The organism is Streptomyces sp. TSRI0281 (genome assembly GCF_001905125.1).
Classification (GTDB): Bacteria; Actinomycetota; Actinomycetes; order Streptomycetales; family Streptomycetaceae; genus Streptomyces.
The window spans coordinates 77,019-97,780 of record NZ_LWLE01000010.1; the positions used below are offsets into that span (position 1 = coordinate 77,019).

A 20,762-nucleotide genomic window follows, 5' to 3' on the forward strand; every position below is an offset into this window, starting at 1 on the left:
CCGTTCACCCGGCGAATCGCCAACGCTTTCCTGAAGCCGGGCCGACGACCCGGCTCAGGGGCGGTCGGGAGGCCGGTCCAGAGGTGGGTCAGAGGCCGGTCTAGAGGCGGGGGTCCACCGGTTCCGACTCCAGGGCGAGCACCGCGAAGACCGCCTCGTGCACCCGCCACAGCGGCTCGCCGTCGGCCAGCCGGTCCAGGGCCTCCAGGCCCAGGGCGTACTCCCGCAGCGCCAGCGACCGCTTGTGGCCGAGGAACCGGGAGCGCAGCCGCTCCAGATTCTCCGGGCGGGTGTACTCGGGGCCGTAGATGATCCGGAGATACTCCCTGCCCCGCACCTTGATGCCGGGCTGGACGAGACGGTTCTTCCCGTCCCGGACGAGCGCGCCCAGCGGCTTGACGACCATGCCCTCGCCGCCGCGCCCGGTCATCTCCAGCCACCAGTCGATGCCGGAGCGGACCGAGGCGTCGTCACCGGTGTCGACGACGAGCCGACGGGTGACCTGGAGCAGCCCGGTCGGGTCGTGCTCGACCAGCCGGTCCAGCCAGGCCAGCTGCTCGTCGTGCGGTACGGAGGCGAGCGAGCGGCCCTGCACGGCCAGGATCTGGAACGGCGCGAGGCGCACCCCGTCCAGTCCCTCGGTGCCCCAGCAGTAGCGCCGGTACGCCCGGGTGAACGCGGCCGCGTCCTCGGCGCGTCCACGCTGCCGCCCGGCGAGGCCCGCGACGTCGATGCCGCGTCCTGCCGCGGCGTCCAGGGCGGCCAGCGCGCCGGGGAGGACGGCACCGGACGCGGCGCCGACGGCGGCGTACTGCGAGCGCAGCAGTCCGGCGGCCTTGAACGACCACGGCATCAGCTCGGCGTCGAGCAGCACCCAGTCGGTCTCCCACTCCGCCCAGAGCCCGGCGGCGGTCACGGCGTCGCGCAGCCGGCCGAGAACCGTCTCGGTGAGCGCCTCGTCGTCCAGGAACGGCCGTCCGGTACGGGTGTGCAGCGCACCGGTCGGGCCGTCGACGCCGAACCGTTCCCGTGCCGCTTCGGCGTCGCGGCAGACCAGGGCCACGGCCCGGGAGCCCATGTGCTTCTCCTCGCACACGACCTTGGCGACGCCGTCCGCCCGGTACTGGGCGAACGCCTCGGCCGGGTGCTCCAGATAGCCCTCCTCGTGGGAGGTCGCGGTCGGCGCCATGGTCGGCGGGAGGTAACCGAGCAGGCGCGGGTCGACGGCGAACCGGCTCATGACCTCCAGCGCCGCCGCCGCGTTCTCCTCGCGCACGGAGACACGGCCCATGTGCCGGGTCTCCACGGTCCGGCGGCCCTGCACATCGGCGAGGTCCAGCGGGCGGCCCTCCCGGCCACCGGGCGCCTCCGTGGTGAGCGGCTTGACCGGCTCGTACCAGACCTTCTCGGCCGGTACGTCGACCAGTTCGCGCTCCGGCCAGCGCAGCGCGGTCATCCGTCCGCCGAAGACGGCACCGGTGTCCAGGCAGATGGTGTTGTTGATCCAGGAGGTGCTGGGCACGGGGGTGTGGCCGTAGACCACGGTGGCCCGGCCCCGGTATTCCTCCGCCCACGGGTAGCGCACGGGCAGGCCGAACTCATCGGTCTCGCCGGTGGTCTCCCCGTACAGGGCGTGCGAGCGCACCCGCCCGGAGGTGCGCCCGTGGTACTTCTCGGGCAGCCCGGCGTGGCAGACGACGAGCCTGCCCCCGTCCAGGACGTAGTGGCTGACCAGCCCGTCGATGAACTCCCTGACCTGTTCCCGGAATTCCGGGTGCTCGGCGTCCTCGCGGTCCAGCTGCTCGATGGTCTCGGCGAGACCGTGGGTGTGCTGGACGGCCCGGCCCTTGAGATAACGGCCGAGCTTGTTCTCGTGGTTGCCCGGTACGCACAGGGCCTGGCCCGCCGACACCATGGACATGACGCGGCGCAGTACGCCGGGGCTGTCGGGTCCCCGGTCGACGAGGTCGCCGACGAAGACCGCCGTACGTCCTTCGGGGTGCGCACCGTCGACGTAACCGAGCTTGCCGAGCAGGGTGTCCAGCTCGGAGCGGCAGCCGTGGATGTCACCGATGATGTCGAAGGGGCCGGTGAGGTGGCGCAGGTCGTTGTAGCGGCGCTCCAGCACCACTTCGGCGTGCTCGGCCTCCTCCTCGCTGCGCAGGATGTGCACCTTGCGGAAGCCCTCGCGCTCCAGGCCGCGCAGCGAACGCCGCAGCTCGCGGCGGTGGCGCTGGATGACATGCCGGGGCATGTCGGCGCGGTCGGGCCGGGCGGCGTTGCGCGCGACGCAGACCTCTTCGGGGAGGTCGAGCACGATGGCGATGGGAAGGACGTCGTGCTCCCTGGCCAGCTGCACGAGCTGCTTGCGGCTCTCCGACTGGACGCTGGTGGCGTCGACCACGGTCAGCCTCCCCGCCGCGAGGCGCTTGCCCGCGATGAAGTGCAGCACCTCGAAGGCGTCGCGGCTGGCGCTCTGGTCGTTCTCGTCGTCGGCGACGAGGCCGCGGCAGAAGTCCGAGGAGATGATCTCGGTGGGCTTGAAGTGCTTGCGGGCGAACGTGGACTTGCCGGAGCCGCTGGGGCCGATGAGGACGACGAGGGAGAGGTCGGTCACCGGCAGGGTGCGAGAGGTGCTGGTCATGCGGCTTCCGCCTCCTTCTTGTTGTTGTCGTCGCCGATGTGCTCGGTCGTGTCGCTCTTGCTGTGCTCGTTCTTGCTGTGCTCGTTAATGCTGCCGTCGGTCCCGTTGCCGCCGGTCCTGTTGCTGTCGGTCCTGTTGCCGTCGGTCGCGGTCGTCGTGAAGACAGCCATCTGCGTGGGCGGACCGACCTCGGGGTCGTCGGGCCCGACGGGTTCGAACGCGACCGTGTAGCCGTGCCGCCGGGCGACCTTCTCGGCCCAGTCCCGGAACTCGGCCCTGGTCCACTCGAAACGGTGGTCGCCATGACGTACGTGCCCGGCCGGAAGGGTGTCCCAGCGGACGTTGTACTCGACGTTCGGCGTGGTCACCAGGACGGTCCGGGGGCGGGCCGAACCGAACACCGCGTACTCCAGCGCGGGCAGCCGCGGGAGATCCAGATGCTCGATGACCTCACTGAGCACCGCCGCGTCATAGCCCCGCAGCCGCTTGTCGGTGTAGGTCAGCGAGCCCTGCCGGAGGGTGACCCGGTCGGACTGCCGCTCCCCCATCCTGTCCAGCTTCAGCCGTCGCGAGGCGATGGTGAGGGCGCGCATCGACACATCGACGCCGACGATCTCCGTGAAGCGGGTGTCCTTGAGGAGGGCCTGCACCAACTGGCCCTGACCGCAGCCCAGGTCGAGCACCCGGCTCGCCCCCGCCGTGCGCAGCGCCTCAAGGATCGCCGTACGCCGGTGTTCGGCGAGCGGCACCGGCTTCTCCTCGGTGTCCGTGGTCTCGTCCACCGCGTTGTCGACGTTGTCCACGTCGAGGTCGTCCGACTCGGCCAGCCGCACCAGTTCGAGTGCCTGCGCGGCCTGGCGGGTCAGGTTCCAGCGACGGGCCAGATAGCGGCTGGTGATCAGGTGCCGCTCGGGGTGGTCGGCCAGCCAGCCCGCACCGGCCCGCAGCAGCTTGTCCACCTCGTCCGGGGCGACCCAGTAGTGCTTGGCGTCGTCGAGCACCGGCAGCAGGACGTACAGCTGGCGCAGCGCGTCCGAGAGCCGCAGCTCTCCCTCCAGCACGAGCCGCACGTAGCGCGAGTCGCCCCACTGGGGGAACTCCTCGTCCAGCGGTACGGCCACGGCGTCCACCGTCGTCCAGCCGAGCGGACGGAAGAGCTTGTCGACCAGCTCCGCACCGCCGCGCGCGGGCAGGGCGGGCACCTCGACGCGCAGCGGCAGGGGCGCCTCGGCCCGCGCGGGCATGGCCCGGCAGGCCCCGCCCAGGGCGGACTTGAAGACCGTGGACATGGCCACGGACAGCAGCGAGGACGCCGCGTAGGGACGGTCGTTGACGTACTGCGCGAGCGCCGCGTCGGGCGCGCCGCCCCGGCCCTTGCCCTTGCCGCGCCGCACCAGCGCCACCGGATCCACCTCCAGCAACAGCGCGGCCGTGCAGCGCTCGGCGGACGCCTCCGGGTAGAAGACGTGCGCGGTGCCGTGCGAGGTGGAGAACGACTGCGCCTTGTCGGGATGCTTGTGCAGCAGGAAGCCGAGGTCGGTGGCGGGTCGTTCCGGGGTGCCGGTCGTACTGATTGTCAGGAACACCTGTCCGAGTATGGTCCTCTCCCCCCTGCCCCACCAGGCAATTTCGCCGCCCCGGCAAGGCCGTTCACCACTGCGGCGCGTACGGTCGTTCCTCCGGTATGTGCCCTCACCGCTCCAGCAGGCCGGCCAGCTCGGCGATGCGGCCGGGCCCCACCCGGCAGCAGCCACCGACCAGCCGGGCCCCGGCCGCGGTCCAGGACCGCACCCGCTCCGGGTCGAAGGTGCTCTCCCCGGTCCAGCCACGGCCCCCGGCATCCCAGCGCTCCCCGCTGTTGGGATACGCGACCACCGGTTTTCCCGTCTCCGCCGCCGCGATCTCCACCGCCCGCTCCACATCCCCCGGATCGCAGCAGTTGACCCCGACCGCCACCACCTGCTCCCGCCCCGCGGCGAGCGCGAACGCCTCCTGGAGCGGCTGCCCGGCCCGGGTCCGGTCACCCTCGACGCTGTACGAGAGCCACACCGGCAGCCCGCACTCCTCGGTCACCCGCAGCAGCGCCTCGGCCTCGTCCAGGTCCGGCACCGTCTCCAGGGCCAGCACATCGGGTCCCGCGGCGGCCAGCGCGGCCACCCGAGGACGGTGGAAGTCCGCCAGCTCCCGGACGGTGAGCCCGTAGCGCCCCCGGTACTCGCTGCCGTCCGCGAGCATGGCCCCGTACGGGCCGACCGAGGCGGCGACCCAGATCTCCCGCCCCGGACTCTCCCGCCGGGCCGCGTCACCGGCCGCCCGGGCCAGCTCCACACTGCGGGCCAGCAGCTCCTCGGCCCGGGCCCGCCCGATCCCGTACCGCGCGAACCCTTCGAACGTCGCCTGATAGCCGGCGGTGATGAGCACCTGCGCACCCGCCCGCACATAGGCCAGATGTGCGGCCTCGATCTGCTCGGGCGCGTCGGCCAGCAGTCTGGCCGACCACAGCGCGTCGGACAGATCGCAGCCCTGCGCCTCCAGTTGGTTGGAGAGACCGCCGTCGAGGAGGACTGCCCCCTCGGCGAGCGCGGCCGCGAGAGTGCGGGCCGACGGGTGGCTCTCACCAGGCCGGGTGGACTGCACAGGTACCGCTCCTTCTTCTCCGGGGCCGGAACGACTCGGGACGGACCGGAACGACTCGGGACGAGCAGGGTCGGGACGGGACGGGCGGGATCGGGACGGGCCGGGGCAACCGGTTCGGTTCAGCCCAGCTGGGACTGGACCTGCGAAGAGATCAGTTCCAGGTGGTCCAGGTCGTCCAGGTCCAGGACCTGGAGGTAGATGCGGGATGCGCCGATCGCACCGTACTGACCGATCTTGTCGACCACTTCGGCGGGCGAGCCCGCCAGCCCGTTCGCCTTCAGCTCCTCCACGTCCCGTCCGATGACCGACGCGCGTCGCGCCACTTCCGCGTCGTCCTTGCCGGTGCAGACCACCAGCGCGTTGGAGTACACCAGGTCGTCCGGTCGGCGGCCCGCCGCCCTGGCCGCCTCCCCGACCCGCGCGAACTGCCTCTCGCTGTCCTCCAGCGAGGCGAAGGGGATGTTGAACTCGTCGGCATACTGCGCGGCCAGCCGCGGGGTGCGGGTCGCGCCGTGCCCGCCGATCAGGACCGGCACCTTGGCCTGGGCCGGCTTGGGCAGTGCGGGCGAATCGGTGAGCTGGTAGTACGTGCCGTCATAGCTGAAGGTCTTGCCGGTCTCCGTCGCCCACAGGCCGGTGACGATCGCCAGCTGCTCCTCCAGCCGGCCGAATTTCTCCTTCGGGAAGGGAATGCCGTACGCCTTGTGCTCCTCCTCGAACCAGCCCGCTCCCAGGCCCAGTTCGACCCGGCCGCCGGACATCTGGTCGACCTGGGCCACCTGGATGGCCAGCACCCCCGGCAGCCGGAACGTGCCCGCGGTCATCAGCGTGCCCAGCCGGATCCGCTTGGTCTCCCGCGCCAGACCGGCCAGGGTGATCCATGCGTCGGTCGGACCGGGCAGCCCGTCTCCGGAGCCCATGTGGAGATAGTGGTCCGAGCGGTAGAAGGCGTCGAAGCCGAGGTCCTCGGCGGCCTTGGCGACGGTGAGCAGCGTGTCGTAGCTCGCCCCTTGCTGGGGCTCGGTGAAGATTCGAAGATCCATGCATCCATCCTGCCCCGTCGGACGCCGGTCCTCCTCTCACGGCCCGGCGCACAACCGGCCCGGCGCACAACCGTCCCGGCCCCCGGCTCACGACCGGCGCACTCCACCCGGCCGGGAGCCCCCTCACAGGGCCGGCCCTCCTCAGGACCCACTCCGCTCAGGACCCGCCCCGCTCAGGGCCGCCCGTCCGCACGGGCACCCCTGCTCAGGGTCCGCTCCCGCTCAGGGGCCGCTCCCGCTCAGGGGCCCGCCGCCGATGTCGCCGGACCGTGGAGCACCCCGTACGGGCTGTCCCGCTTCCCCTCCCGCTCGCGTTCCTTCTCGCGCTCCCTCGCCGCCATCCGTCTCAGCATTCCGTGCACCCGGTCCATCGACTCGTCCGTGGCGTCTATGGCCTCGATGCACTGCCAGTACAGCCCGTCCTCCCCGGTGTCACAGGCCACCCCGACCAACGCGATCCCGGCCTCGCCGAGCAGCAGCGCCAGCCCCGCCAGGGCCTGGCGCACATCGTTGACTTCGGAGAGCTGCGAGGCCCGGGTGCCTCCGGCGAGCACCATCGGGTGGTCGAGCACCGAGAACCCCTGCCCGCCGATCTCACTGAGGCCCCGCGCGTCGCCCCGTAACTCCATCGGACCGCCCTGCGCCAGCCTGCCGCCGACCGTCCGCGCCAACGCCTGGGCCTGCCAGGCTTCCGCCATGATGTCCAGCGCGCCCCGGCTCTCCGCCAGAGCACGCCGACCGATCTCAATGAGCCGCTCCGCTTCCATGCCATTCCCCCGTCCGTACGAAAACCCGCTCACCTCATCCATTACCCACAGTGAGGTGGACGGCACCGTAAGGCCAGGGGAATTCGGAAATCTGTGGACACAAAGTCGACTGTTGATAAAACGATCACTCCGAAGAGTGACATTTTGAGGGTTCTGCGGTGTCCCGAACCGGGAAGCGTTTCTCATTCCGGTCCATCTTGGCCGCCAGCGCCGCCAGCGCATCGATGCCCAGCACCTCGCAGAGCTGGAGCAGATAGGCGAGAACATCCGCGACCTCGTCCGCCACCCGATGCGCCGAGTCCGGCTCCTCCATCACCCGCGCCGACTGCTCGGGCGTCAGCCACTGGAAGATCTCCAGCAGTTCGGATGCCTCGACGCTCAGCGCGGCCGCCAGATTCTTCGGGGTGTGGTACTGGCCCCAGTCCCGTGCCGCCGCGAAGGCGGCCAGTCGCCGCTGGAGTTCTGCCACATCGAGTTCCGTCACGGTCCCAGGTCTACCACTGTCACTCCGGCCGTTCCGAGGGCCCCTGCCGCCGAGATGTCCGTGACGGTCCCCAGCAACCGGATGTGCCCGTCCCGGCAGATCGACGAGGCCAGGGCCAGCAGCTCCCGCAACTGCCGCCCGCCCAGATTCCGGTCCAGTCCGTCGGCCAGCACGGTGAGTGCCCGCATCGCCGACGGCACCTCCGCCGGGGCGTCCGCCTCCAGCACCCGAGGGCCGTTCAGCAGGACCAGGGCATGGGCCAGATACCTGAGTTCACCGTCGCCGAGCCGGCCCATGGGCGTGCGGTGCCCCGCGTCGCGCCCCACCCAGGCCCCCACCGTCCCGTCCCCCCGCTCTTCCGCGTACAGGCCCGTCACCGGACCGGCGCACCCGGCGTCGGCGGCGGCGACCAGCCGGGCGTGCCGGTATCCGCCCAGGGCGCGCGTCCGGGCCAGGACCTCGGCGAGATTGCCGCAGTCCGGCCGCAGGTGCCCCGGACCCACCGGTACCGGCGCCCGCATCAGCTGGGGCTGCGGATCGCAGACGAAGGCCGACCGCAGGGCCACCACCACCTGCTCGGCGGCGGCCAGCACCTGCAACTGCCCCTCCGTGGTGCCCGCGACCCGCAGCGGCAGCAGCGCCGTCGCGAGCCGGTCGTCCGGCAGCGGAGCGCGGGTCACCGCAAGCAGGCCCGCCGTGTGCCAGGCGGCCTGGACCACCGGGCGACGCGGATCGCGCAGCGCGGTGGCCATCAGGGTCTCGCCGCCCCCGGTCAGCCGTTCCCCGACGATGCGGAGCGTGGGCTCGGCCTGGACCGCCACCTCCAGCCGGACCGGACCGGCCGGGCCGTCCACGGTGCAGCCGAGCCGGAACCCGCGCCGCCCCTGGGAGTCGGGGCCCGCCCGCTCGGGCACACAGGCGACCGGATCGGGGAAGACCTCGTCCAGCGGGTCACCGGCCCCGAGCCGCGCCAGCGCCTCGTACGCCCGCAGCGCGGTCGTCCTGCCGGTGCCCGCTCCCCCGGTGACCAGCGTCACCGGCCCCATCGGAAGGACCGCTCGGCGGTGCGAGGCGAAGGCGGCGAGCCGTAACTCGGTGACCGCCGGGCGGACGGGGCGCAGGGGGCTGTCGGTGCGGGCTGTGCCCCCGGGTGCCGGGCGAGCCGGACGGGCCGTGCCCCCGGTTCTCGGGCGGGCCGGGCGGGCCGGGCCTGCGGGGGCCCGGAGCGAAGGGTCCGGGCCGGGCAGCGAGCTGATGGCTGTCATGGGCGGACCGTACGCACGGCTCCGCCCGCCGAACCGTTTTGCCCCGTGACCTTCCTACGATTGAGGGAGACCTGCGGGCGTGACCCCTTCGACCTCCATACCGACCGGCGCCAGCAGGAAGACGTTCCGGTCGACGCGGTGCATACCGCTGCCGAGTCCGAAGACGACGCCGCTGCTGAAGTCCAGAATCCGTTTGGCCACATCGGATTCGGCCGCCGTCAGGTCGAGCAGCACCGGAACCTGTGCGACCAGATATTCGGCGACTTCGCGTGCGTCCGCGAAGACCTGCACCCGCAGCACGACGAGCCGTCGCTGTTCGGCGGCGCGCTCGTCCGGGGCCGTGCGGTGGTCGACCCTGGAAGGCCACTCGTTGCGGCCCCGCAGCGGTACGACCTGGGCGAGCCCCTCCCACTGTTCGTCGGTGGCGTCGTACCTGTCGTACCTGTCGTACCTGCTCACAGGGCCACCCCGTCCGTGCGCCGGTTGGGTTTGCGCCGGCCGCGCTCATTGTTCATCCGGCAATCCTCTCGTCCCTCACCCGTTCGGCGTACCACCGACACGGCGAAGACCGGGATCGAGCGGAGTGAAACGGACCGGCAGGTGGACCAGCGCGCGGTGGAACGGTCCGGGCCGCCACATCAGCTCGGCGGCCTCGGTGGCCAGTTCCAGGTCGCAGAGCTGGCTGGTCAGCTGCTCGATCGCGGTCATCGCGATCAGGAGGGCGGGCTGCTTCGCCGGACACCGGTGCGGCCCGGTCGACCAGGCCAGATGCGCACTGGCCCCGGAACGCACCCCGGGGTCCGAACGGGTGGGCAGGGACTGGGTGTTGGCGGCGGCGAAGGAGACCAGAAGCAGCTGTCCGGCGCGCAGGGCGACACCGTGGAACTCGGTGTCGCGACGGGGATAGTGGGCGCCCAGATTGGCCAGCGGGGGGTCCTGCCAGAGGATCTCGTCGATCGCCTCGTGGGCCGTCATCGCGCCGCCGTGCAGCGAACCGGAGTAGCGCGCGTCGGTGAGCATGTGGAGCAGCGCGTTGCCGATCAGATTGGCCGTGGGGTCGTGCCCCGCACTCATGAGGAGTGTGATCTGACGCACTGTCTCGTCGTTGTCGAGACCCGCCGGGTGGGCGAGGAGGTACGAGGTGAGGTCGCGGCCGGGGCGGGCGCGCCGGGCCGCGACGAGGTCGGTGACGACACCGACGAGATCGGCGTACGCGGCGGCGGCGTCCGCGGCGGAGTTCATCATGCCGCCGACGCCGTTGACGATGCGCTCGCCCTCCCCCGGCGGGACGCCGAACCAGGTGGTGAACACGTGCAGGGGCAGCCGCCGGGCGTACTGGGCGACCAGGTCGCCGCTGCCCGTCGCCGAGAACTCGCCGATGAGCTGCTGGGCGACCCGGGTGACCTCGGCCCGCAGGATGTGGGGTTCGATCAGGGCCACGCTGTCGTTGATGGCGTCGCGGTAGCGGGTGTGTACGGCTCCGTCGCTGAAGAGCGCGGTGGGCCGGTGGCCGAGCACGGGCAGGACCGGTGAGTCCGCGGGGACGGTCTCCTGCCAGGCGCGCGGGTCCTTGGTGAAGGTGTCGGTGTCGCGCACCAGGTCGACGGCGGCCTGGTAGTCCGTGACGAGCATCGCGTCGATGCCGGGGGCGATGACGACCCGGGCGAGGGGGCCCTGTGCGCGGAGCCTGCGGTAGTGGCCGTGCGGGTCGGCGGCGAAGTCGGGGCCGTACAGCGCGAGCGGCTGGAGGGGCGAGCGGCGCGAGGCGCCCGGCGGGGAGACGGTCATGACGGGTCCCGGGGCAGGGGAAGGGACGGTGAAGGAGGCGGGGAGAGAGGCGGGGACGAGGGCTGAGGCGTGGGTGTCGGCCGAGGCGTGGGCGACGGCTCGGGCAGGCGGGTCAGGGCGTGTTCGGCCAGGGCGATCAGCGCGTCGATCGAGCCGCGCCGTTCGCGGGCGTCGCACTGCACCAGCGGTGTCTCGGGAGCGAGGTCGAGGTGTTTGCGCAGGACCTCGTCGGTGTGGGTGGGGGCGTCGGGGAAGCGATTGACGGCGACGGCGTACGCCAGCCCGTGCTCCTCCACCATGTCCATCACGGCGAAGGAGTCTTCGAGCCGGCGCGTGTCGACCAGGACGAGGGCGCCGAGAGCGCCGCGTGCGATGTCCGCCCAGAGCGGGAAGAAGCGCTCCTGTCCGGGGGTGCCGAACATGTAGAGCACCAGGTCGTCGGGGACGGTCAGCCGGCCGAAGTCGACGGCGACCGTCGTGGTGGTCTTGTCCGGGAGGCCCGCGGTGTCGTCGAGCGCGGTGCTGGACTGCGTCATCGCCTCCTCGGTGTGCAGCGTCGGAATCTCCGACAACGTGCGGATCAGGGTCGTCTTGCCCACGCCGAAGGGACCCGTGACCACGAGTTTCATCAGGGTCTGGGCGGCACTCGGCAGATAGCCGATGCCGGTCCGGTCAGTGGAGGGAGCGGAGTCCAACGAGCAGCCTCTCGACGAGCGACCGGTCGATCTCCCCGGCGCTGGGGATCGGAGGTCGGGTGTGCAGATGTCCGGCGGCCGCGAGGTCCGCGGCCAGGAAGACCGTGGCGCTGACCGGCAGTTCCAGGTGGGCGGCGCACTCGACGACGGTGAGTGCGCCCGGTTCCAGCAGCTCGCACAGCCTGCGGTGTTCGGATTCGGCGTCCGGGGGCAGCGCCGAGTCGGTACGCACGAGCACGGCGAGCCGGTCGAGCGTGGGGCCGGTGGGCGCGGAACGGCCACCGGTGACCAGATAGGCGGGGATCAGACGGCGTCCTGGGCCGGGGGTCATGGCCGGGCGGCAGCGTCCGGTTGGCGGGTGGGGGCGTTCATCGCCCGGGTCAGCGCGGTGACTTGCACCTGCATCTGGTACGCGATGTTGCCGAGGTGCGCGTCGGGTGCCGCGAAGAGGGCGAGGGTGGTGTTCCGGCCCGCGGGGACGACGATGGCGAAGCCCAGTTCGGACTCCACGACGGTCTGCGCCAGCCGGGGTTTCTCCACCTCGGTGAAGGCGGTGGTGAAGGCACGCGCCGCCGCGTGCACGGTGGCCGTCATCGCGGCCACGCGCTCGGCGGATGCCCGGTCGAGACCCTCGGAGGCGCCTTCGACGAGCCCGTCGCCGGTGGCGACCACCGCATGCTGGACGCCGGGCAGTTCCAGCAGCGGGGTCAGCACCCAGGCGAGGTCACCGGTGGTGGGGGTGGGGGCGCTCACGTCTCGTCGTCTCCTTGGTCATCCGATGGCGATGCGGGTGCTGGTGCGGGTGCTGGTGCGGGTGCGGGTGCGGGTGATACGGGTGCTGCGGGCGCGGGTGTGACGAGTGCTGGGGGCGCGGATGCCCGCGTACCGGTTCCGTCCGGCGCGGCGGCTTCGGCCTGGCGACCGCTGACGGTGCCCTGCTGGAGAGCCGTCCAGGACGCTCCGGCCTGTTCGGGGGTCCGGGGCGCGGGCTCCTCCGCCACCAGGCGGTGCGCGTCCGCCGTGTCGGGGGCGGCCGGGCGACGGGCGCGTCGGCGGCGGGTGGGCAGCTCGGTGCGGGGCTCAGTGGCGGGCTCGGTACGGGGCTCCGAGGCGGTCGGGGCCACGGCGGGCCGGGGTTCGGGAACCGCCGGACCGGGCTCCCCCGGCGCCTCCGACGTGCCCGGCACGTCCACCGCACCCGGCGCGTCCGGTGCTTCCGCCGCCCGCGTCGGCCGCGGGTGGGCGTGTACCGGCTTCGGTGCGAGCGCCGACAAGGCGCGGCCCTCCTCCATCACGGTGAGCAGATGGGCCGGGATACGGAGCATGGTGCGCATCCCCCCGTACGGCGAGGACTCGATGTGGCAGCTGAAGCCGTACCGCGCGACGAGTCTGCCCGCCACGGCGAATCCGGTCTGCGGCGGGTCCCCCAACTCGGTGAGCAGCACCTCGGACGGCCCGGCCAGCAACGCGCGGGCCCGCTGGAGCGCGTCGTCGTCCATACCGATCCCGGCGTCGTCGACCAGCACCAGGGCGCCGCGCCCCGGGGTCTGCTGGACGGTGACCGGCACCTCGGTGTCCGGGTGCGAGTACGCCGTCGCGTTGGCCAGCAGCTCCGCGAGGACGATCGCGAGGGGTTCGGCGGCGCGGGCGACGACGGCGAGCCGTTCGTCGCGCAGGTGGTTGGCGATCCGGATGCGCTCGTAACCGGCGACCCGGGACTGGGCTCCGAGCACGACCTCCACGAGCGGGGAGTTCTGCCGGGCGAGTCCCGGCCAGGCGTCGCAGAGCACGGCGGTGGCCTGGGTGCGGCGCAGTGCCAGTTCGTTGCGGAAGTCGAGTTGCAGGATGCGCGGGTCGTCGTACTCGTGCTGCATTTCGTGGAGCAGTTGCTGGGACTGGTTGAGCAGTGACTGGATCTTGGCCGAGGTGCCGCGCATCGCGGCTCTCGCGGCGGCGTCGACGCGCTGCCGTTCCTCGACGACCGCCACTCGGGCCGCCTGTACGGCCTCGGTCAGCAGTCGGGCGGCGACACCGTCGACGCCTGCGGCCTCACGCAGTCCGGGCACGGACGCGGTGGGGTGGGACAGGGCGGTCGCGGCGGCGGGTATCCGCCTCTCGGCGAGCTGGCGTATCTCGTCGGTGAGCGCGAGGGTCCGGGCCTCGGCGGCCTTCGCCTGCCGGTCCGCCAGTTCGGCGCGGGCCGTGGCCGCATAGGCGTCACGGGCCGACTGCTGTCCCCGTATCACCGCCGTCACGGCCCAGGCCACGGCGATCAGCGTCACGATCCATGCCACACCGGTCACCGCGTCTTCCGTGTCGGGCGGGTCCCGCGCACCGGACGGTGGCGGGTGGTGGTGAGCGTGATGAGGACGGTGACGGCGGCGGTCGTACGCGCCCGGCCGGCTCCCGGGGCGGTACTCACTCCGCCCTGCCGACCGGTTCGAGCACGGACTCCCCGGCTGCGGTACGGCGGAGGCCGTCGCCCGTACGCGCTTCCTCGACCTCCCGCGCCAGCACGGCCACCTCGGTCATCACCTGGAGCACACCGGGCAGTTCGGAGCCGTCCAGATGCCGGTACTCGCTCCCGATGGTGACCACCAGCCGCTCGGGCAGGCCGAGTGCGGGGTGCCGGCCCTCGCCGATCACCCGGCGGGCCGCCTCCGGCGCGGGCACGCCGGCCGTGTGGAAGGCGTGGGCACGCTCGCGTACGTACTCCAGGTAGACGATGTGCTCCCGCACCCCGGCCGCGTCGAGCACCGGTCCGTGGCCCGGGACGATGGTCTCGGCGCCGGTCGCGAGTACCCGCTCACAGGCCGCGATCACATTGCTCAGCGGGCCCGCCCAGTGCACCGGGTGGTCGCCCGGCTGCCGCGGGGTGGCGGAGAAGATCACGTCGCCGCTGAACACGGTGCGCTGGACGGGAAGATGGACGATCAGGTCGCCCGTGGTGTGGGCGGGCGGCAGGGCGGACACCTGGACCGGGTAGTCGCCGAGGGTCAGTTCCAGTTCCCCGGTGAAGTACGTGGTCGGCCGCACCGGTTCGGTGGCCGACCAGTCGAACGGGCCGAAGTGGCGCGCGAGGTAGGCGCCGAGCGGGGTGGCCGGATCGCCGCCCGCCACCAGCGCGTGCTGCTGTTGCGGGGTGGGCTCGTAGTGGATGTGTTCCCTGGCCTCGCGCGTGGCGATGATCTCAGCCTCCGGAAGCACTCCCGCGCCCCAGAAGTGGTCCCCGTTGGCATGGGTGACGATCACCCGATCGATGGAGACCCCGTCGGGCAGCCGTTTGACGCTCTCCGCCAGGAACTGTCCGGCCAGCAACCGGTCGTAAGGGGTGTCGATCCACAGCGCGCCGCGCGGCGACACGAGGAGACCGCAGTTGGCCAGCCCCCAGCCGCGTTTCGGCGGCAGCCAGGCGTACAGGCCCCGGCCCAGATCAACGACGTCCCCACCCGTGATCGACATGGACGCGATTATGCCGACAGCGATCCGGCCACGCGTTCGAACTCGGCCAACGAGCGGGCCGACTGGCGTGAAATCACCTCTCCCTCACCCACATTCCGCCCCCTTTACACCATCTGTGGCGGCCGACGGTGACGTTCCGGAGTCGAAGCCCTTCGGCCACGCCGGGAACTTTCCGGACCAGTCAGGAGATGTCACCCGATTCCGCGAGCCCGCGCGACAGTTGCCCAGCCGACGAAGACCGAACCGGATTCAGCCGACTACCCACCGAGCATGGCTGAAAACAGCCGCATCAAACGCCGCTCACCCACCGAGCGCACGGACCAGGGCCACGGACCGCTGACCGCTGACCGCTGACCGCTGACCGCTGACCGCTCGAACGAGCCGCCTGCACACGAACCGTGGGTACGGAGCACGGCTACGCAGCGCGAGTACGGAGCACGAGTACGGAGCACGGCTCAGACGGCGATGACGTCGACGCCCGCCTCGATGAACCGGTCCCTCGCGTCCGGCGTGATACCGGAGTCGGTGACCAGCACATCGACCAGGCCGAGATCGCAGACGCGTGCGAACGCCCGCTTGCCGATCTTCGAGGAGTCGGCCGCCACCACCACCCGCTGCGCCCGCTCCGCGAGGAGGCGGTTGACGCTGGCCTCGCCCTCGTGATGGACGTACGCCCCGCGCTCGATGTCGATCGCGTTGACGCCCAGCACGGCGGTGTCCAGGGTGATCTCGTTCATCACACCGACGGCCAGCGGGCCGGTCAGCTCGTACGACTGCGGTCTGGCCACGCCCCCGGTCACGACCATCTTGATCTGCGGCCGCATCGCCAGCTCGCCCGCGATGTTGAGCGCGTTGGTCACCACGGTCAGGGTCGGCTGCCCGGCCGCCGCCCCCGTCTCGCCGACGATGTCGGGGCGCACGGCCAGCGCCCTGGCCACCTCGGTCACCGTCGTACCGCCGGTCAGGCCGACCACCTCGCCGACCGCGACCAGTTCGGAGACGGCGCGGCCGATCGCCTGCTTCTCCGGGGCGCGGCGGCCCGCCTTGTAGCGCAGCGCCAGCTCGTAGGCGACACCGTGCGCGACCGCTCCGCCCCGGGTCCGGGTGAGCAGTTGCTGCTCGGCGAGCTGGTCGAGGTCACGGCGGATCGTCGCGGCCGACACGTCCAGCGTCGCCGCGGCGTCGTCGACCTCCACCCGGCCGTTCTTGCCGACCAGTTCCAGCAAAGCGTCCCAGCGGGCATCCCTGGACAAGAGCATGTCTCCTTCACCGTCCGGCGCGAGCACCACGCTCCCCGGGAACGCGGCCACCGGGACGCGGTCACCGGTGGCCGGACAGACGCAAGCGTCGCACAGGACTCCGGCGGGACACGGACCACCGATTCACCCCCCACCCCGTGCTTGTTCTTGCTCGATAGGCGCATGTAACGTGCAGAATCAAACATTCAATGCTTCATTCACCACGCCCGAGCGGAGTGCAGACGTGTCGTATGTAGAGACCGAGACAGCCAGCCAGCCCGACTGCTGGCGCCGTGCCGCGAAGCTGGCCGGAGACCACACGGCGGCCCTGCCCGCAGCCGGCGAACGCATCGCGGTCGTCGGCTGCGGAACCTCGTTCTACATGGCGCAGGCGTACGCCTCGCTGCGCGAGAACTCCGGCCAGGGCGAGTCGGACGCCTTCGCCGCCTCGGAGTTCCCCTTCGGCCGCTCCTACGACCGGGTCGTCGCCCTCACCCGCTCGGGAACCACGACCGAGGTGCTGGAGCTGCTGACCCGGCTGCGCGGCACGACCCGCACGGTGGCCATCACCGCCGATCCCGAGACCCCGGTGATGTCGGCGGCGGACGATGTCGTCGTCCTCGCATTCGCCGACGAGCGGTCCGTCGTCCAGACGCGCTTCGCCACCACCGTCCTCACTCTGCTCCGCGCCCACCTCGGGCTGCACACCGAGGACGCGGTGCGGGACGCGGAGACCGCGCTCGCCGAGCCGCTGCCGGAAGGACTGGTGGACTGCACCCAGTTCTCGTTCCTGGGCCAGGGCTGGACGGTCGGGCTCGCCAACGAGGCGGCGCTGAAGATGAAGGAGGCGTCGCTGTCCTGGACCGAGTCGTACCCGGCGATGGAGTACCGCCACGGCCCCATCAGCATCGCCACCGCCGGTACGGCGACCTGGATGTTCGGCACCGCGCCGGAGGGCCTGGCGGAGCAGGTGCTCGCCACGGGCGCCCGCTGGGTGCAGAGCGACCTGGACCCGCTGGCCGACCTCGTACGCGTACAGCGGCTGGCGATCGCGCGGGCAGCGGCACGCGGTCTCGACCCGGACCTGCCGCGCCACCTGTCGCGTTCGGTGGTCCTCGACGAGGCATGAGTCCGGGGGGCGACGCCGGTCCCCGCGACCGGCCGCGATCGCTCCCGGCCACGCGTGACGCCCTGCGGTCTCCCGCGCCCCCACGGCAGGGGTGCGGGAAACCGCAGGGTGGATCGACGGGAGACCCCACACCGGCACTGATCTGCGGTTCCCGCAGCGGCCCTGATCCGCGAGGTCGAGGGCCGGACGCCGGACATCGTCGTGGTGGACATCCGGATGCCGCCGACCCACACGGACGAGGGGCTGCGGGCCGCGCTGGAGGTCCGCGAGCGCCGGCCGGAGGTCGGTGTCCTGGTGCTCTCCCCGCATGTGGAGCGCAGCTATGCGGCCCAGTTACCGGCCGCGGGCGCCGAGCGGGTCGGCTATCTGCTCAAGGTCCGGGTCGCGCAGGTCGAGGAGTTCCTGGACGCGCTGGAGCGGATCCGGGCGGGCGGGGCCGTCCTCGACCCGGAGGTCGTAGGGCAGTTGGTGATCCGTACGACGCACAGCGACCCGCCGGCCCGGCTCACGCCCCGTGAGAGGACGGTGCTGGAGGAGCTGGCCCAGGGGCGTACCAACACGGCGATCGCGCAGCAGTCGCACCTCTCGCTGAGCGCGGTCGAGAAGAACCTCCACGCGGTCGTCGACAAGTTCGGGCTGTCGCACACCACGGGGTACAGCCGCCGGGTGCTGGCCGTCCTGCGCTATCTGGAGTCGTGACGACAAGCGGGCACGGCAAGCGGGCATGGGCATGGCAGACCGGCACGGCGGCCGGGTGCGGCAGCCGGGCCGGGGACTGCCCCGCCCGGCTGTCGCACCCGGCCGCTCGCGGTCGGAGCCGGAGCCGTCGCTCAGGACTCTTCGAAGTAGGCGTCCAGAACGGTGTCGAGCTCACCCGGCCATTCCTTGAGCCGGGTCCGGCTCTCCGCCTCGACCTCGGCGTTGAACCAACGGCGCGCCGACAGATGCACGGTGACGGTGAACCGGCGGCCGAAACGGGCGGTCTTGACCTCGACCGCGCCGATCTCGTCCCACAGGAACTCGGCCTCCTGGTCGTCCAGCCGGAACCGGACGCCCTCGCGATCCGCCCGGATCGAACCGCGGCGGTCGCTGACTTCGAAGACGGCCCCGTCCTCGGCCCCCTCCTCCGCCTCGGCCTCGGGTTCCTCACCGGCGGCGTCCGCCTCCGGTGACGTATCCGCGTCCGCTTCTCCGTCCGCGTCCGTGTCCGTGTGCGCGTCCACGTCCGCGCCTGCGGGATCGTCGTCCGACGTCGGCTTCTTCTCCTCCGTCCGAGCCGCGGAAGGGGCCGTCAGGCCGGGGATGTACGCCGGGTCGGTCCCCGCGGCGAACTCGGGTTTCGTGTTCGAATCTATGCTCTGCTCCACGGCGCGCAGTATGGCCGACGAACCTGTACGAGACCAGTCGCCGCGGTCGGCGGACGCCATTACAGCACTCCCCTGCGCCATTCACGGACCAGCAGATACCCGAGGTACGCGCCCCCGATCGCCATCGTGTAGATGCCGACCGGCAGGTCCTCGAACAGCGGGAGCTGCTGGGCGCAGAGATCGGCCGCCACGAGCAGCAGCGAGCCGGTCAGGGCGGACAACAGCAGGTGGGGGCCGGACACCCGGGTGACGCGCTTGGCGATCTGGGGTGCCGTCAGGGCGATGAAGGCGACGGGCCCGGCCACGCTGACGGACGCGGCGGAGAGCACGATCGCGAGGACGACGGCGGCCGTCTTCGTCCGCTTCGGCTCGGACCCCAGACCTTCGGCGAGGTCGTCACCCATCTCGCCGATGTCCAGCCGCCGGCCGATCAGGGCGGTCAGCGGGGCCACCACGAACAGGACCAGCCAGATGGTGGTCACGTCGCTCCAGGAGCGGGCGGCCAGGCTGCCGTTGACGTAGGCGGTGAGGACGGACGCCTTGTCCCGCTCCATCGCGTACACGACGTACTGGGTGATGGCGGCGCCGATCGCGGCGACCCCGATCCCGGCCACGACGAGCCGCGCCGGGTTGCGGAAGCCGGTGCCGGTGGACACGTACACGAGGGCCATCGCGAGGATCGCTCCGACGAGGGCGCCGACGGCCACCGGGACCGTGTCGGGGAACATCAGCGCGGAGATGGCGGCGCCCGCCCCCGCACCGGCCGCCAGGCCGATCACGTCGGGGCTGCCGAGCGGGTTGCGGGTGACGGACTGGAACAGCGCGCCGGACAGTCCGAGCGCGGCGCCGGTACCGAGGGCGACGGTCAGCCGGGGGCCGCGCAGCCGGTTCAGTACGAAACGGTTCTTGCCCTCGGCGTCACCGGTCAGCGCGGCGGGCAGATCGGCCAGGTCGACGCCCAGCCGCCCCATGGACAGGGTCGCGACGGCGGCCACGGCGATGAGGACGAGAAGCACGGCCGCCGCGACGACGGAGACCCGCCGCACGGGGATCGCCACATGGCGGCCGATCGTGAGGAAACCCTTGGGCGAGGCCGACCGCGGAGCGGGTCCCGCGGTGGACCGCGGGGCGGGGCCCGGCGTGGGGCCCGGCGTGGGGCCCGGCGTGGGGCCCGTGGTTGATTCCGGGGTGGTGGTCATGTGGTGCCCCTCATCCGGCGTACGGCGATGAGCAGTGCGGGTGCGCCGATGAACGCGGTCACCACGCCGACCATGAGTTCGGTGGGCCGCATGACGACCCGTCCCACCACGTCGGCGAGGAGCAGCAGGGTGGGCCCCGCGAGCGCGGAGAAGACGATCTGGACCCGGAAGTCGATGCCGGCCAGGGCCCGTACGACATGGGGAACCGCGAGGCCGACGAAGGCGATCGGGCCGACGGCCGCGGTCGCGGCGGCGGACAGCAGGGTGGCGGCCAGCAGACCGCCGCCGCGGATCCGGGCCGGGTGCGAGCCGAGCGAGACGGCCATCGCGTCACCGAGCGCGAGCGCGTTGAGGCCGGGACCCAGCGCCAGGGCGAGGAGGAAGCCGACCGCGGCGAACGGGAACACGGACCAGAAGACGTCGAAGTCGCGGCCGCCGAGGGCTCCGACGACCCAGTAGCGGTAGCTGTCGAACACCTGCGGCTTGCTGAGGGTCACCGCCTGGATGAACGCCATCAGCACGGCGGAGAGGACCGCACCGGCCAGCACCAGTCGCACCACGCTCGTTCCGGTACCGGCGGAGCCGATGACATGGACGAGCACTCCGGCGATCAGCGCCCCGGGGAGCGCCCACCACATGGTGTCGGTGGAGCCGGACGCGCCGAACCAGGCGGTCGCGGCGACGATGCTCGCGGACGCGCCCGCGTTGATGCCGAGCAGGCCCGGTTCCGCCAGCGGGTTGCGGGAGACGCCCTGCATGAGGGTGCCCGCGACGGCGAGGCAGAGTCCGGCCAGGACACCGAGCGCGGTTCGCGGATAGCGGCTCTCGATGATGGTGGTGACGTTGGGGTCGGCGGTGCCGGTGAGCACGTCGATGACATCGCCGAGCGAGGTGCTGCGGCTGCCGAACATGACGCTCGCGCACAGGGCGAGCGCCAGGGCGGCGAGCCCCAGGAGCAGGAGGAACGCCAGCCGAGCGGCGCCGGTACGCGAGGTACCGGCGCCGCTCGGCGGTGCGACCGTGGTGGTTGCCATGGGTGTGCGG

19 protein-coding genes and 1 pseudogene are annotated in these 20,762 nt (G+C 72.2%); 2 read left to right on the forward strand and 18 right to left on the reverse strand.

What is annotated here, in order from left to right:
* Positions 1-100: 100 nt before the first annotated feature.
* The 15 genes from A6A29_RS16720 to A6A29_RS16790 all read right to left on the reverse strand — a co-directional run bounded on the left by A6A29_RS16720 (position 101) and on the right by A6A29_RS16790 (position 16,038).
* On the reverse strand, positions 101-2,644 hold the full coding sequence (locus tag A6A29_RS16720) for a polynucleotide kinase-phosphatase (RefSeq protein ID WP_073720883.1): 2,544 nt from the start codon (positions 2,642-2,644) through the stop codon (positions 101-103).
* Positions 2,641-4,230 carry a 3' terminal RNA ribose 2'-O-methyltransferase Hen1 gene (locus A6A29_RS16725; RefSeq protein ID WP_073720884.1) on the reverse strand — a complete coding sequence of 530 codons (1,590 nt, stop codon included), beginning with the start codon at positions 4,228-4,230 and terminating at the stop codon, positions 2,641-2,643. The genes A6A29_RS16720 and A6A29_RS16725 overlap by 4 nt, the downstream gene beginning before the upstream one ends.
* A 106-nt stretch (positions 4,231-4,336) precedes the next feature.
* Positions 4,337-5,281, reverse strand: coding sequence for a homocysteine S-methyltransferase (mmuM, locus tag A6A29_RS16730; protein ID WP_073720885.1), 945 nt, complete (start codon positions 5,279-5,281; stop codon positions 4,337-4,339).
* A 119-nt stretch (positions 5,282-5,400) separates the two neighbouring features.
* Positions 5,401-6,324 (reverse strand): LLM class F420-dependent oxidoreductase, encoded by a 924-nt coding sequence (locus tag A6A29_RS16735; protein ID WP_073720886.1) that lies wholly within the window; start codon positions 6,322-6,324, stop codon positions 5,401-5,403.
* A gap of 239 nt (positions 6,325-6,563) precedes the next feature.
* The gene (locus A6A29_RS16740; RefSeq protein WP_073720887.1) at positions 6,564-7,091 is read right to left on the reverse strand and encodes a DUF6099 family protein; all 528 of its coding nucleotides are present in this window, start codon (positions 7,089-7,091) and stop codon (positions 6,564-6,566) included.
* Positions 7,092-7,215: 124 nt separating this feature from the next.
* A complete protein-coding gene (locus A6A29_RS16745) occupies positions 7,216-7,575 on the reverse strand; it encodes a nucleotide pyrophosphohydrolase (protein WP_073720888.1) in 360 nt (119 codons plus the stop codon).
* Positions 7,572-8,840 carry a biotin transporter BioY gene (locus tag A6A29_RS16750; RefSeq protein WP_073720889.1) on the reverse strand — a complete coding sequence of 423 codons (1,269 nt, stop codon included), beginning with the start codon at positions 8,838-8,840 and terminating at the stop codon, positions 7,572-7,574. The genes A6A29_RS16745 and A6A29_RS16750 overlap by 4 nt, the downstream gene beginning before the upstream one ends.
* Positions 8,841-8,894: 54 nt before the next feature.
* On the reverse strand, positions 8,895-9,299 hold the full coding sequence (locus A6A29_RS16755) for a cell division protein SepF (RefSeq protein WP_073720890.1): 405 nt from the start codon (positions 9,297-9,299) through the stop codon (positions 8,895-8,897).
* 75 nt (positions 9,300-9,374) lie between these two features.
* Positions 9,375-10,628: a cytochrome P450 gene (locus tag A6A29_RS16760; RefSeq protein ID WP_073720891.1), complete on the reverse strand. Its 1,254-nt coding sequence runs from the start codon at positions 10,626-10,628 to the stop codon at positions 9,375-9,377.
* On the reverse strand, positions 10,625-11,323 hold the full coding sequence (locus A6A29_RS16765; protein ID WP_079182793.1) for a GTP-binding protein: 699 nt from the start codon (positions 11,321-11,323) through the stop codon (positions 10,625-10,627). Before A6A29_RS16765 ends, A6A29_RS16760 begins: the two co-directional genes overlap by 4 nt.
* Entirely contained in the window at positions 11,301-11,654 is a 354-nt protein-coding gene (locus A6A29_RS16770) for a DUF742 domain-containing protein (protein ID WP_073720892.1), read from the reverse strand. The genes A6A29_RS16765 and A6A29_RS16770 overlap by 23 nt, the downstream gene beginning before the upstream one ends.
* Entirely contained in the window at positions 11,651-12,076 is a 426-nt protein-coding gene (locus A6A29_RS16775; protein WP_073720893.1) for a roadblock/LC7 domain-containing protein, read from the reverse strand. Before A6A29_RS16775 ends, A6A29_RS16770 begins: the two co-directional genes overlap by 4 nt.
* On the reverse strand, positions 12,073-13,626 hold the full coding sequence (locus tag A6A29_RS16780; protein ID WP_241838521.1) for an ATP-binding protein: 1,554 nt from the start codon (positions 13,624-13,626) through the stop codon (positions 12,073-12,075). The genes A6A29_RS16775 and A6A29_RS16780 overlap by 4 nt, the downstream gene beginning before the upstream one ends.
* 115 nt (positions 13,627-13,741) lie before the next feature.
* The gene (locus A6A29_RS16785; RefSeq protein ID WP_073720894.1) at positions 13,742-14,785 is read right to left on the reverse strand and encodes an MBL fold metallo-hydrolase; all 1,044 of its coding nucleotides are present in this window, start codon (positions 14,783-14,785) and stop codon (positions 13,742-13,744) included.
* 455 nt (positions 14,786-15,240) lie between these two features.
* Positions 15,241-16,038: a DeoR/GlpR family DNA-binding transcription regulator gene (locus tag A6A29_RS16790; RefSeq protein WP_073720946.1), complete on the reverse strand. Its 798-nt coding sequence runs from the start codon at positions 16,036-16,038 to the stop codon at positions 15,241-15,243.
* A gap of 229 nt (positions 16,039-16,267) precedes the next feature.
* Between A6A29_RS16790 and A6A29_RS16795 the strand changes: the two genes are divergently transcribed.
* Together A6A29_RS16795 and A6A29_RS16800 are read left to right on the forward strand one after the other, a co-directional pair.
* Positions 16,268-17,152 (forward strand): SIS domain-containing protein, encoded by an 885-nt coding sequence (locus A6A29_RS16795; RefSeq protein WP_073720895.1) that lies wholly within the window; start codon positions 16,268-16,270, stop codon positions 17,150-17,152.
* 153 nt (positions 17,153-17,305) lie between these two features.
* Positions 17,306-17,851: pseudogene (locus tag A6A29_RS16800) on the forward strand (LuxR C-terminal-related transcriptional regulator); the annotation flags it as partial.
* A gap of 131 nt (positions 17,852-17,982) precedes the next feature.
* On the opposite strand, the gene A6A29_RS16805 reads toward A6A29_RS16800, so the two are convergent.
* From A6A29_RS16805 to A6A29_RS16815, 3 genes are read right to left on the reverse strand one after another with little or no spacing between them, the layout of a single operon-like run.
* Positions 17,983-18,519 carry a hypothetical protein gene (locus tag A6A29_RS16805; protein ID WP_073720947.1) on the reverse strand — a complete coding sequence of 179 codons (537 nt, stop codon included), beginning with the start codon at positions 18,517-18,519 and terminating at the stop codon, positions 17,983-17,985.
* Positions 18,520-18,578: 59 nt separating this feature from the next.
* On the reverse strand, positions 18,579-19,718 hold the full coding sequence (locus A6A29_RS16810; protein WP_079182794.1) for a FecCD family ABC transporter permease: 1,140 nt from the start codon (positions 19,716-19,718) through the stop codon (positions 18,579-18,581).
* The gene (locus A6A29_RS16815) at positions 19,715-20,752 is read right to left on the reverse strand and encodes a FecCD family ABC transporter permease (RefSeq protein ID WP_073720896.1); all 1,038 of its coding nucleotides are present in this window, start codon (positions 20,750-20,752) and stop codon (positions 19,715-19,717) included. Before A6A29_RS16815 ends, A6A29_RS16810 begins: the two co-directional genes overlap by 4 nt.
* Positions 20,753-20,762: the final 10 nt, after the last annotated feature.